The sequence below is a fragment of the Paenibacillus sp. 203 genome (assembly GCF_037027525.1).
GTDB lineage: Bacteria > Bacillota > Bacilli > Paenibacillales > Paenibacillaceae > Paenibacillus > Paenibacillus polymyxa_B.
Genome location: NZ_JAXCHD010000025.1, coordinates 1 through 14,766, shown reverse-complemented (window position 1 = coordinate 14,766; position 14,766 = coordinate 1). Strand labels below are relative to the sequence as shown.

Here is a 14,766-nt window from a genome sequence, read left to right as displayed (position 1 = left end):
AAGGCATCAAGATTCGTTTTATGTATAACACGCTCAGCTTTGATCAAGCAGGTATTGAGCGTCTGTATGGGCATTTTGCACGCCTGCTGGAGCAAATTTCGCTCAATCCGCATGTTTGTGTTGAAGAACTGGAACTACTCACAGCGGCGGAAAAGCAGCAGATTACAGCGGCATTTAATGATACCGCTTGTGCATTCCCATGCAAACAGACGATCCATCAGCTGTTCGAGGAGCAGGTAGAATATACGCCAGATCAGGTGGCATTGGTGTTTGGACATCAGAGTCTGACTTATCGGGAACTGAATGAACGGGCGAATTCATTGGCCCGAATGCTTCAAGCACAAGGAGTAGGACCTGACAAACTGGTCGGACTGATGGTACAGCGTTCAGTGGAAATGATCGTAGGCCTTCTAGCCGTTCTCAAAGCAGGTGGTGCTTATGTGCCGATTGATCCCGAATTTCCGTCCTCTCGTATTGCATACATGCTGGAAGATAGCGAGGCCACAGTGCTTCTGACCAGTCGTGATCTGGCAGAAGAGCACCATTGCCAAGCCAATACCCTGTTTCTTGAGGATGCAGCATTGTATCAGGGAGAGAGCGGCAACCTGGAGACGATTGCCCGGCCAGAGCATTTGGCTTATGTCATCTATACGTCTGGTTCGACTGGAAATCCGAAAGGAGTTATGCTCCAGCATCGCTCGGTCCTCAACTTTATTACCGGGATGCGCGAAGTCATTGACTTTGAAGCGAGCCAAACCATTTTGTCACTGACGACCATTTCATTCGATATTTTCGTCTTGGAGACCATCTTGCCTCTGTTGGGTGGAATGACGGTGGTGCTTGGCGACAGCCAGCATCAGGTCAATCCTCAGGCACTGGGTGAATTGATTACTCATCATCATATTGAGATGTTGCAAATGACACCATCCCGGCTACAAATGCTGCTGGGTCATGAAGCAGGTTCCCGCGCGCTGCAAGGCGTGAAGGCCATTATGGTCGGGGGTGAAGCACTTCCGTCCAAGCTGCTCGCAGCACTGCAAGAAATAAACGGTCCTCGCATTTATAACATGTACGGACCTACAGAAACGACGGTGTGGTCGACCGTGCAGGAACTGACCCATGCGGAGCACATTAATATTGGACGTCCTATTGCGAATACCCAAATCTATATCATGAATACGAATGGGGAATTGCAGCCCGTCGGCGTACCGGGTGAGTTATGTATTGCAGGGGAAGGATTGGCCCGTGGGTATTGGAAACGTGAAGAACTAACGGCCGAGAAATTTGTGAATAATCCGTTTGCTGATGACAAGTCAGACCATGAGCGGGTGTATCGTACAGGCGATTTGGCAAGATGGATGCCGGACGGCAACATTGAATATTTGGGTCGGATGGACCATCAGGTGAAAATCCGGGGTTACCGGATCGAACTGGGCGAGATCGAATCGCAGCTGCTGCAGGTGGAATCGGTACAAGAAGCGGTCATCATGGCACGCACGGACGAAACGGGCCAAACACAGCTCGTGGCGTACTACGTGGCGAGTCAAGAGCTTGGAGCGGGTGAGCTGAGACAGGAGCTGGGACAAGAGCTGCCAAGCTATATGGTGCCGTCGTATTTCATCTGGTTGGAGCAGATGCCGCTGACACCGAATGGTAAAATCGACCGCAAGTCCCTGCCAGCACCAGAAGGCGGTTTGCACAGCGGAGCGGATTATGCAGCGCCACGCACTGTAACAGAACGAACACTCGTAGCGATCTGGCAGTCCGTCCTGGGCGTGCCAATCGTCGGTATTTTAGACAATTTCTTTGATCTGGGCGGCGATTCGATCAAGGCGATTCAAATCGTGTCCCGTGCGTTCCAGGCAGGCTACAAGCTGGACATGAAGGATTTGTTCCGCTATCCCATCGTCGCAACGCTGGCACCGCATATGCACGAGGTCAGTCGTATGGCAGATCAGGGAGAAGTGAGCGGAGAAACGGTGTTGCTTCCGATCCAGCATGGGTTCTTTGCGCAGGCCCAAGTGGATGCGCATCACTTTAATCAGGCCGTTATCCTTCACCGGGAGCAGGGCTTTGACGAAGCTGCGCTGCGTCAGGCACTTGGCAAACTAGCAGAGCACCATGATGCACTGCGGATGGTGTTCAGCAAGACCGAGCAAGGCTATAAAGCATGGAACCGCGGAATACAGGAAGGCGAGCTGTATCATCTGGACGTGCTGGACTTTAGGGATTTGACGGATGAAGCCATGCTCAGCGCGGCAATTGAAGTGAAAGCCAGTGAAATCCAAAGCAGTATTCAGCTGCATGAAGGGCCGTTGTTGAAGGCGGGCTTGTTCCACTGTGCAGATGGAGATCATCTTCTGATGGCGATTCACCATTTGGTCGTGGACGGGGTATCCTGGCGCATTTTGTTTGAGGATTTGGCTACTGCCTATGAACAGGCCGTTCATCAGGAAGTGCTTCAGCTGCCGGACAAAACGGATTCATTCCGTTCTTGGTCACAAAAACTTTCCACCTATGCGAATAGCGCAGCAATGGACAGTGAACACGCCTATTGGGAGCAATGGAACGCAGCCGCTTGGGCTGACCAAGTACGTTTGCCTGAGGATCAAGCGCAGGCTGAGCCCTTTACCTTGGCTGACACGGATACAGTGGCCTTCCAGCTTACGGAAGAAGAGACTGAACGGCTGTTGAAGCAAGCACACCGCGCATATAACACGGAAGTGAACGATCTGCTTCTGACGGCACTGGGCATGATGCTATACACGTGGACGGGTCATGAACGCAGCCTGATTAGTTTAGAGGGACACGGACGTGAAAACATTTTGCCGGATACGGACATTTCTCGTACGGTAGGCTGGTTTACGAGTCCATATCCAGTATTGCTGGACATCGGTCGCAATCACGCTTGGTCGGAACGCATCAAACGGGTCAAAGAGAGTCTGCGCCTTATTCCGCATAAAGGAATGGGCTACGGAATCTGGAGATATTTGAGTGAATCCGGCCAAGTCGCCAGTCAGCAAGCAAATACACTGAACCCTGGTCAACAGCAAGCTTTTGCCGAGCCGCAGGTGAGCTTTAACTATCTCGGACAGCTGGATCAGGACTTGCCAAACAGTGATATGCGTAGGTCTCCTTACTCAATTGGATCGGTCGCTAGTGACCGGACGAAGATGAAATATGCTCTCGATGTGAGCGGGATCGTAACGAACGGCATCCTGGAACTGGACATTCGGTATAACGGCAAAGCCTTCCGTAAGGACACCGTCCACATGCTAGCCAATCTGCTGAAATCCAATCTGCTTGAGATGATCGAGCATTGTGTCACACGGGAGCGGACCGAATTGACTCCAAGTGATGTATTACTAAAAGGTCTGACAATGGAGCAATTAGATACGATTATCGAGCAGACCAAGACGGTTGGGGAATTGGAAAATGTGTACCCGTTGACCCCTATGCAAAAGGGGATGCTGTTCCACAGTCTGATGAATGCAGAAACAGGCGTGTATTTTGAACAGGCAACCTTTGATCTGGAGGGGTACTTTGAACCGTCCCTATTCGAGGAAAGCTTGAAGCTGCTGGTTAGCCGGCATGCGATATTACGGACGAATTTCTACAGCGGCTGGCATGGTCAACCGTTGCAGATTGTCTATCGTCATAAAAATCCGAGCTTCCGTTATGAGGATGTCAGAGGCCGCGAACACGCTGTAGCTGAATTTGTGGCTCAGGATAAAGCTCGAGGCTTTGATCTAAGCAAGGATGCGCTTATGCGAGTATCCGTCTTCCGCACAGGGGATAGCTCATATCGTTTTGTATGGAGCTTCCATCATATTGTGATGGACGGATGGTGCCTGTCCCTGATGACGGACGAAGTGTTTGGGGCGTATTTGGCCCTGCTGGAGCACAAGCAGCCAGAGCTGGCACCTGTCAAGCCGTATAGTGACTATATCGAATGGTTGGAACATCAGGATGCACAGGAAGCGACCCGTTATTGGAGTGACTATTTGGCAGGTTTTGAGCAGCAAACCTTGTTGCCTGGTGAGAATACGCAAGCTTCTATAGTAGGACGGGATGAAGAACCAGACGGAAGCGGTGCGGATTCCCATTCCGGCTATGTTTCGGAAAAGCTGCCATTTATGTTGGGTAAAGAACGGACCGCGGCATTGAACCAAATGGCCAAGCAGCAGCACGTCACGATTAACACACTGCTGCAAAGCGTGTGGGGCGTTATTTTACAGCAATACAATAATCATCAGGATGTTGTGTTTGGTGGTGTGGTATCCGGTCGTCCGGCAGACCTTCCAGGCGTGGAGAACATGATCGGATTGTTTATCAACACGATTCCAGTACGCATTTGCAGTGCACCGGATGCTACATTTGCTGAAGTATTGCAGCGCACCCAGGAACAGGCTTTGGCCTCCAGTATGTATGACACGTTCCCGCTATACGATATCCAGGCACTGACTGAACAAAAACAAGACCTGATTCATCACATTATGGTCTTTGAAAACTACCCGATCGGGCAACAGATGAAGCAGATGGGCGGTTCCGGCGAGACAAAGGCACAAACAGGCTTCTCGATTGCCAATGTGGAACTTGCCGAGCAAACCAACTACGATTTCAACCTGATTGTCGTGCCTGACGAGGATATCTCCATCCTGCTTGAATACAATGCTCAGGTGTATAGCCGGTCTGCCATGCAGCGTATCCAGGGCCATATCGACCATGTCATCGGACAAATCGTGAATAATCCGCATATCCGTGTGAATGAGCTGGAATTGGTGACCCCGGAAGAACAGACACAGATCGTTCAGGTCTGGGGGGATACGGCGGCAGCCTATCCGCAGGATCAAACGCTAAGTGCACTGTTCGAGCAGCAGGCAGCGAAAACACCGGATCAGGTGGCAGTGTTGTGCGGAGCGGAGTCGTTGACCTACGCTGAGCTGAATGAGCGTGCGAACCGTTTGGCCCGGACGCTGCGTGCCGCAGGTGTTGAACCGGATCAGCCTGTGGGCATTTTGGTTCAGCGTTCGCTGGACATGATCGTAGGCATTTATGCGATCCTCAAGGCAGGCGGAGCTTATGTACCCATCGATCCAGAATATCCGGCGGACCGCATCCGCTTTATGCTGGAGGACTCGGAAGCGAAGCTGGTGCTGACGCAATCGCATTTGGCGGAGCAAGCCTCACTGAGTTTTGACGGCAAGGTGCTGGTGCTGGATCGTCATGAGCAGGATGGCAAGGAAATATACCACGAAGATGGCTCGAATCTGGAGCCATTGGCCGGACGGCACCATGTAGCCTATGTCATCTACACCTCCGGCTCCACGGGAAAACCGAAGGGCGTGATGGTGGAGCATCATTCCGTGCTGAACCGGATTTTGTGGATACATGATCGGTACGGCTTGAGTGCGGAAGATACGATCCTGCAAAAGACGGCCTTCACGTTCGACGTGTCGGTGTGGGAGCTGTTCTGGTGGTCGCTGGTCGGCTCGAAGGTGAGCTTGCTGTCGGTAGGGGGGGAAAAGAACCCGGAAGACATCGTCGACACGATTGCCCGCGATGGCGTCAGCACAATGCACTTTGTTCCCGCCATGCTGCATGCGTTTCTGGAGTACGTGGAGCAGCAGCCACGGGAAGTGATGCAAACGAAGCTGGCAACGTTGCGGCATGTGTTTGCCAGTGGTGAAGCATTGCCGCCACAGCATGTGGCCCGATTCCAACGGCTTGTGTCGAGCCTAGCAGGAGCGAAGCTGATCAACCTGTATGGTCCAACCGAAGCGACGGTGGACGTATCGTACTTCGATTGTGAACCGGATGAGGAATATGCGGTAATTCCGATCGGGAAACCGATTCAAAATATTCGTCTGTACATCGTGAAGGAAGGTACGGAGCAATTGCAGCCGATCGGGGTTGCGGGTGAACTGTGCATCGGCGGTGTAGGTGTAGCCCGCGGTTATCTGAATCGTCCAGAGCTGACGGCCGAGAAATTCGTAGCCGACCCATTTGCAGGCGGGGAAGCCGGCTATGAACGGATGTACCGCACAGGCGATTTGGCGAGATGGATGCCGGACGGGAACATTGAATATCTGGGCCGGATCGACCATCAGGTGAAAATCCGGGGGTACCGGATTGAGCTGGGCGAGGTCGAATCGCAGCTGCTCCAAGTGGAATCGGTACGAGAAGCGGTCGTCGTGGCTCGTGCAGACGAAACGGGCCAAAAACAAATGGTGGCGTACTATGTCGCCGGGCAAGAAATGGGTGCCAGCGAGCTGAGAAGTGAACTGGGCCGAGAACTGCCAAGCTACATGGTGCCATCGTACTTTGTACAGCTGGAGCAGATGCCGCTGAGTCCAAATGGCAAAATTGACCGCAAGGCCCTACCAGCACCAGAAGGCAGTCTACAAACCGGAACGGATTATGCAGAGCCGCGTACTGCTCAAGAACGCGCTCTAGTAGCGGTCTGGCAGTCGGTACTGGGACTGCAGACTGTCGGTATTTTGGACAATTTCTTCGATCTGGGTGGCGATTCCATCAAGGCGATCCAAATCGCATCGCGTGCGTTCCAGGCTGGCTATAAGCTGGACATGAAGGATTTGTTCCAGTATCCAACGGTTGCAGCACTGGCACCGCATATGCATGAGGTCAGTCGTATGGCAGATCAAGGAGAAGTAAGCGGGAAAACCGCTTTGCTTCCGATCCAGCATTGGTTCTTTGCGCAGGAGCGCGAGTGTCCGCAGCACTTTAATCAGGCGGTCATGCTCTATCGTGCCAAGGGCTTTGATGAAACGGCGGTTTGCCGGACCATGGATCACATCGTGAAGCATCATGATGCGCTTCGTACGGTTTTCCGTCAGGCTTCATCTGGTTACGAGGCTTGGACACGCGGTGTAGATGAAGGCGCATTGTATACGCTGGAAACCGCAGACTACCGTGAACAAGCATCCTATGCGGAAGCGCTGGAAGCGAAGGCAAATGAAATTCAAAGCAGCATCCACCTGTCCGAAGGGCCTCTGGTCAAGCTGGGATTGTTCCGCACAGCCGAGGGCGATCATTTGCTCATAGCCATTCACCATTTGGTGGTGGACGGGGTATCGTGGCGAATTCTGTTTGAAGATTTCTCGACAGGTTACGAGCAGGCGATCAAAGGCGAGCCTGTACGATTGCCCTATAAAACGGATTCCTTCCAAGCATGGGCACGGGAGTTGTCGTCTTACGCCAACCGTCCAGAGGCTGCATCGGATGAAGCCTACTGGCAGCAGCTGGAACAGGCCAAAGCGAAAGCGGCACCGCTGCCTAAGGATTTCGCCTACGAGGGTTCCTTGAATGCAGACAGCGAAGTGCTGACGGTGGAGTGGACCGAGGCTGAAACGGAGCAACTGCTAAAGCAGGCCCATCGCGCTTATAACACCGAGGTCAATGATTTGCTATTGACCGCGTTAGGATTGGCGATGCACAACTGGACAGGCGCCGGACAGGTGCTGGTGAATCTGGAGGGACATGGCCGGGAAGCAATCCTGCCAGAGGTGGATATTACACGTACAGTAGGCTGGTTTACGAGCTTGTATCCGGTGCTGCTGGACACAGATGTCAACCTGACGCTGGCCCAGCGGATTAAAGAAACGAAGGAAGGTCTGCGCCGCATTCCACATAAAGGGCTGATCTATGGCACATGGCGCTACTTATCTCCTGCGTCTGCATCAGGTGAAGCGCAGGCGATTGGAGCAGAACCGGAAATCAGCTTTAACTACTTGGGACAGGTCGATCAGGATGTGCAAAACAGTGGAGTCACATGGTCATCCTATAGCGCAGGGGAGACAGAGGATGCCCATTCACCGCTGCAATATACGCTGGATTTGAACGCGATGATCTCGGAAGGCACGCTGCGCTTGACGATCGCTTACAGCCGTAAGCAGTATCGCCAAGAAACGCTGGAACGTGTGGCAGGACTGCTGCAATCCGCTTTGCAAGAGGTGATTACGCATTGTGTCGCTCAGGAACAGCCGGAGCTGACGCCGAGTGATGTGTCCTTCAAAGGTCTGACGACTGGAGAGCTGGAACAAATCGCGGAACAGGCGGCACATACCGGTGAGCTGGAAAATGTATACGCGCTGACGCCGATGCAAAAGGGGATGCTCTTTTACAATCTGATGGATTCGCAATCAGGAGCTTATTTTGAGCAGGCCTCCTTTGATCTGCGAGGACATTTTAATGTCGCTGCGTTTGCGGCAAGTTTGGATGTATTGGTGCAGCGGCATACGGTACTACGCACGAACTTCTACAGCGGCTGGAAAGATGAACCGCTTCAGGTCGTGTATCGGAATAAGCGCAGCGAACTGTATGTAGAGGATTTGCGAGATATGGAGCAAGGGCGGCAAAACGATTACATCCTCGAATATACGCGTAAAGACAAGCAAAGAGGCTTTGATCTGGCGCAAGATGCTTTGATGCGTGTGGCTGTTTTGCGCACAGGTGAGGATGCGTACCGTTTTGTATGGAGCTTCCATCATATCGTGATGGACGGCTGGTGCTTGTCGCTGGTGACAGGCGAAGTGTTTGCGAGTTATTTTGCGATACTGGCTCATAAGCAGCCTGAACTGGCCCCTGTAACGCCGTACAGTCAATATATCGAATGGCTGGAACAGCAGGATCGTCAGGCAGCATCAGGTTACTGGAGCAAGGTTCTGGAAGGATATGAGGAACAGTCCCGCCTGCCACAGGCTAAAATTCAGGGCAAAACGGAATATCAGGCGGAGCGTCTGGATTTTGACTTGGGCGCGGATCTAACGGCAGGCATTCAGCGTGTAGCCAAGCGTTATCAGGTAACGATCAATACGTTGATGCAGACCGTTTGGGGCCTGTTGCTGCAAAAATATAATGGTACGGATGATGTGGTGTTTGGCAGCGTGGTATCTGGACGTCCGGCAGACATTCCGAATGTGGAGCACATCATTGGTCTGTTTATCAATACCATTCCTGTGCGTATCCGCAGTCAAGTGGACAGCTTATTCTCAGACGTGATGAAGCAAACCCAAGAGCAATCGATTGCTTCCCATACCTATGATACGTACCCGTTGTATGAAATTCAGGGTTTGTCGGAGCTTAAGCAGGATTTGATCAATCATATTCTTATTTTTGAGAACTATCCGGTAGAGGAACAATTGGAGCAATTAGGCAACGGTAATGAGTCCAGCTTCAGTATCACCGGAGCCGAATCTGTCGAGCAGACCAACTATGACTTTAACCTGGTGGTATTGCCGGGGAACACCATTCATATGAGCTTTGGGTATAATGCGCTGGCCTTTGAACGGGAAAGTGTAGAGCAAATTCGAGGTCATCTGGTGCAACTGCTGGAGCAGGTGGTAGCGAAGCCAGACATTCGGGTGCATGAGCTGGATATGGTAACCGCGCAGGAGCGTGAGCAAATCGTTGAGGCTTGGGGAAATACAGCGGCAGCATATCCAAGCGAGCAAACGATTCACGGCTTGTTCGAGGCGCAAACCGCGCGGACGCCGGAGCAGACAGCATTGTTCTTCGAAGGAGAAGCGCTGACCTATCGCGAGCTGAATGCACGCGCCAATCGTTTGGCTCGTACCTTGCGTAGTCAAGGCGTGACGAAAGATCGTTTGGTGGGTCTGATGACCGAGCGTTCGGTGGACATGATCGTAGGTATCTTCGGGATTTTAAAAGCCGGGGGTGCATATGTCCCTATTGATCCGACGTATCCAGAGGAGCGTATCCGCTACATGCTGGACGACTCAGGAGCGAAGCTGCTGTTGACGCAAAGCCATCTGGTAGACAAAGTCACGTTTGACGGCCGCATGTTGGTGCTGGATGAAACGCAGGATGTGTACCATGAGGATCATTCCAATCTGGAACCGTGGTCCGGTCCGAACGATTTGGCGTATGTGATCTACACGTCAGGTACAACGGGGCAGCCGAAGGGCGTGATGCTGGAGCATCACGGGCTGTGCAATTTGAAAACGTATTTTGATCAGACGCTCAAGATCCGTACGTCGGATCATGCGTTGCTGTTCGCCAGCTATTCGTTTGATGCGGCTTGCTGGGAAATCTTCCAGGCGCTGTTCTGCGGAGCCACGTTATATGTGCCAACGACAGAAACGATTTTGAATTACGAACGGTTTGAGCAATATATGGCGGATCATCAAATCACCGTGGCCGCTTTGCCGCCGACCTATGCGGTCTATCTGGAGCCAGAACGGATGTCAAACCTGCGTATTTTGTTTACGGCGGGTTCTGCATCCTCAACCGAGCTGGTATACAAGTGGAAGGATCAGGTGGAGTACTACAACGGCTATGGTCCAACCGAAAACTCGGTGGCGACATCCATCTGGCCGGTATCCGAGGATGAAAGGGCAGGACAACTCATTTCTATCGGACGCCCTGTACCGAATCATCGGGTATACATGATGGATGTGCATGGACATTTGGCTCCGGTAGGTGTCGCGGGTGAGCTATGCGTGTCCGGTCCGGGTCTGGCTCGGGGTTATCTGGATCGTCCAGAGCTGACGGCTGAGAAATTTGTATCGAACCCGTTTGCGGCTGGCGAAGCAGGCTACGAACGGATGTACCGTACGGGTGACTTGGCGAGATGGATGCCGGACGGCAACATCGAATATTTGGGCCGGATCGACCATCAGGTGAAAATCCGGGGCTACCGGATCGAGCTGGGTGAGGTCGAGGCACAAATTTTGAAAGTGGAGGATGTACAAGAGGTCATCGTACTGGCTCAGGCGGACGAGCAGGGACAAAACCAACTGGCGGCGTACTATGTCGCTGAACGGGAAGTAAGCGCTGGTGAGCTGCGCAGCTTACTGGGCGAGGAGCTTCCAAACTACATGGTGCCTTCGTATTTCATCCAGCTGGAGCAGATGCCGCTGACACCGAACGGTAAAATCGACCGCAAGGCCCTGCCGGCACCAGAAGGCAGCCTGCAAAGCGGAGTGGACTATGTAGAGCCGCGCACAGCGCTGGAGCAGACGTTAGTGTCCATTTGGCAGGCTGTATTAGGAGCGAAGAGAGTCGGAATTCTGGATAATTTCTTTGATCTGGGCGGCGATTCGATCAAGGCGATCCAGGTATCCTCTCGTTTGCTGCAAGCGGGCTACAAGCTGGACATGAAGGATTTGTTCCAATATCCTTCCATCTCGCTGCTGAGCGGTCATGTACACAAGGTCAGCCGCACAGCCGATCAGCGGGTGGTTTCGGGGGCAGTTAGATTGACCCCGATTCAGCAATGGTTCTTTGGACAATCCTCAGCAGAGCCACATTATTTCAACCAGTCGGTGATGCTGTATAGGGTGCAAGGCTTCGATGAAGCCGCATTGCGTGAAACGGTGACCAAGGTAACGGAGCATCATGATGCTTTGCGTATGGTCTTCCGTCAGACCGAACAGGGCTATGAAGCGTGGAATCGCGGTCTGAACGAAGGCCAGCTGTACAGTCTGGATGTTGTAGATCTGATGGGCGTCGAAGACGCGGCAGATGTGGTGATGGCGATTGAAACGAAAGCCAATGCCATCCAAAGTTCCATTCGTCTGGACGAAGGACCGCTGGTGAAGCTTGGACTTTTCCGCTGCATGGATGGAGATCATTTACTGATTGCGATTCACCATTTGGTGGTGGACGGGATTTCGTGGCGAATTGTGTTTGAGGATTTTGCCACGGGATATGAGCAGGCCGTGCGGGGAGAAGCGATTCGCCTGCCTTATAAAACGGACTCTTTCTCCGCTTGGGCAGAGCGCTTATCACAATATGCAAATAGTCCGGCGATCGAAAATGAACGCGAATATTGGCAGCATCTCGCTCAAATGGAATTCGCATCGTTGCCTAAGGATCAAGAGAGAGCGGAGGGACAACATTCTCTAATCAGAGACACTGCGACGGTGACCGTGGCTTGGAGTGAACAGGAAACACGACTGCTGCTTCAGGAAGCACACCGTGCGTACCACACCGAGGTCAATGATCTGCTGTTAACCGCACTCGGCACAGCGGTATATAACTGGAGCGGTCAGGAGCGTGTGCTGGTCAATCTGGAGGGACATGGCCGGGAAGCCATTGTTCCAGATATCGACATCACGCGTACCGTGGGCTGGTTTACGAGTCAGTATCCGGTGCTGCTGGATGTGGACGGAAAGGCAGCAGTCGGGCAGCGAATCAAGCGGGTGAAGGAAGACCTGCGCCATGTGCCGCATAAGGGTATTGGCTACGGCATTTTAAAATATATGTCTCAGCATGATGCCCATCCTTCCTGGACCCTGCAGCCTGAAATTAGCTTTAACTATTTAGGACAATTTGATCAGGACTTGGAAAATGGGGATATTACGCTGTCTTCACATCCAGGTGGAGAGCCGATGAGTGACCATACCGTACTGGAGCATCCTTTGAATGTGAACGGAATGATTACAGCGGGCGCGCTGACACTGGACATTCGCTATGACAGTAAGGTATATCATCAGCAAAATGTAGAAAAATTTGCCGAGTTGCTGCAGGAAAGCCTGCAGGAAGTGATCGCTCATTGTGCCTCCAAAGAGCGGAGTGAGCTAACACCAAGTGATGTATTGTTCAAAGGCTTGACGCTTGGTCAGCTGGAACAATTGACAGAGCAAACAGCTTCTGTAGGCGAGCTGGAAAATGTATATGCTCTTTCGCCTATGCAGAAGGGGATGCTGTTCCATAATCTGATGGAGCCGGAGTCAGGCGCCTACTTCCAGCAAGCGTCGTTTGATCAAAAAGGAAGCTTTGATGTTGAAATTTTCCGCAAGAGTCTGGATGTACTGACACAGCGTCATGAAGCGCTGCGGACAAATTTCCATATGTTTGAGACAGGACACAGTCAGGAGCCATTGCAGATCGTATTCCGTCACAAAGATAGCGACCTTTCTTTCCAGGATATACGCGGCATGCAGGAAGCGGAGCAACAGGCGTATATCCAGGCGTTTAAGCAAGAGGACCAGGCTAGGGGCTTTAATCTCGGTACGGATGCACTCATGCGCGTACAGGTATTGCAGACCCATGAAGAAACGTATCATTTGGTATGGAGCTTCCATCATATTGTCATGGATGGCTGGTGCTTATCGCTCGTTACGGGTGAAGTGTTTGGTACGTACTTTGCGCTGCTGGAGCAGAAGCAACCGGAGCTTGCAGCGATTACACCGTATGGCCAATATATCGAATGGCTAGAGCGTCAGGATGAACGTGCGGCAAAAGATTACTGGAGCAGCTATTTGACGGGCTTTGAACAGCAAACGTTGTTGCCGGGTGCAGATGCTTTATGGAAGGAGCCAACGCCGGACAGCAAGGAAAAAGAAAAGGGACATGTTCCATCCACTATTGCCAGTGAATATATTTCTGAAAAAATAACGGTAGATCTGGACCCAACGTGGAGCGAAGCCATACACCGGATTGCAAAGCAGCAGCAGGTCACGATTAATACGCTGATGCAGAGCGTGTGGGGCCTTATTTTGCAGAAATATAACAACAACGAGGATGTTATTTTCGGTAGTGTCGTATCTGGACGTCCGACGGATATTGCTGGCGTAGAGCATATGATCGGTTTGTTCATTAATACGATCCCGGTGCGGATTCAAAGTGAACGGAATGCCACTTTTGTGGAAGTGATGCGGAAAACGCAGGAACAGGCACTGGCCTCGGGAGCCTATGACAGCTTCCCGCTGTATGAAATTCAGGCATTGACCGAGCAGAAGCAGCATCTGATTAACCACATTATGGTATTTGAGAATTATCCGGTAGAGGAGCAAGTTGAGCAGCTTAGTGAAGTTCGTCCGTCCGCTTTTGAAATTACGAATGTAGAGGTTGTTGAGCAAACGAATTATGATCTGGACTTGATTGTGATGCCCGATGAAACCTTCCGCATCATGTTCAGATACAATGCCAATGTATACGAGCGGTCTACGATAGAGCGGATGCAGGGACATGTACTGCATGTCATTGAGCAAATCGTGGATAATCCGCATATCCGAGTGAATGAGCTGGAATTGGTGACACCGGAAGAGCGGGCGCAGATCGTTCAGGTCTGGGGGGATACGGCGGCAGCCTATCCGCAAGATCAAACGCTAAGCGTATTGTTTGAGCAGCAGGCCGCGGATACACCGGATCAGGTGGCAGTGTTGTGCGGATCGGAATCGTTGACCTACGCGGAGTTGAACGAGCGCGCGAACCGTTTGGCTCGAACGCTGCGTGCGGAAGGTGTTCAGCCGGATCAGCCCGTGGGCATTTTGGTTCAGCGCTCGCTGGACATGATCGTAGGCATCTATGCGATCCTCAAAGCAGGCGGAGCCTACGTGCCCATTGATCCGGAATATCCGGCGGACCGCATCCGCTTTATGCTGGAGGACTCGGAAGCGAAGCTGGTGCTGACGCAATCGCATTTGGCGGAGCAAGCCTCACGGAGTTTTGACGGCCAGGTGTTGGTGCTGGATCGTCATGAACAGGATGGCCAAGACATTTACCACAAAGACGGTTCGAATCTGGAGCCACTGGCCGGACCACACCATGTAGCCTATGTCATCTATACCTCCGGCTCCACGGGAAAACCGAAGGGCGTGATGGTGGAGCACCATTCCGTGTTGAACCGGATTTTGTGGATGCATGATCGTTACGGCTTGAGTGCAGAAGATACGATCCTGCAAAAGACCGCTTTCACCTTTGACGTATCGGTGTGGGAGCTGTTCTGGTGGTCGCTGGTCGGCTCAAAGGTGAGCTTGCTGTCGGTAGGCGGGGAAA

General features: G+C 52.2%; 1 protein-coding gene. It reads left to right on the top strand.

Going from position 1 to position 14,766, the window contains the following annotated elements; translation table 11 throughout:
- On the top strand, window positions 1-14,766 hold a 14,766-nt coding region (locus WA407_RS25880), incomplete at both ends, for an amino acid adenylation domain-containing protein (RefSeq protein WP_336078704.1).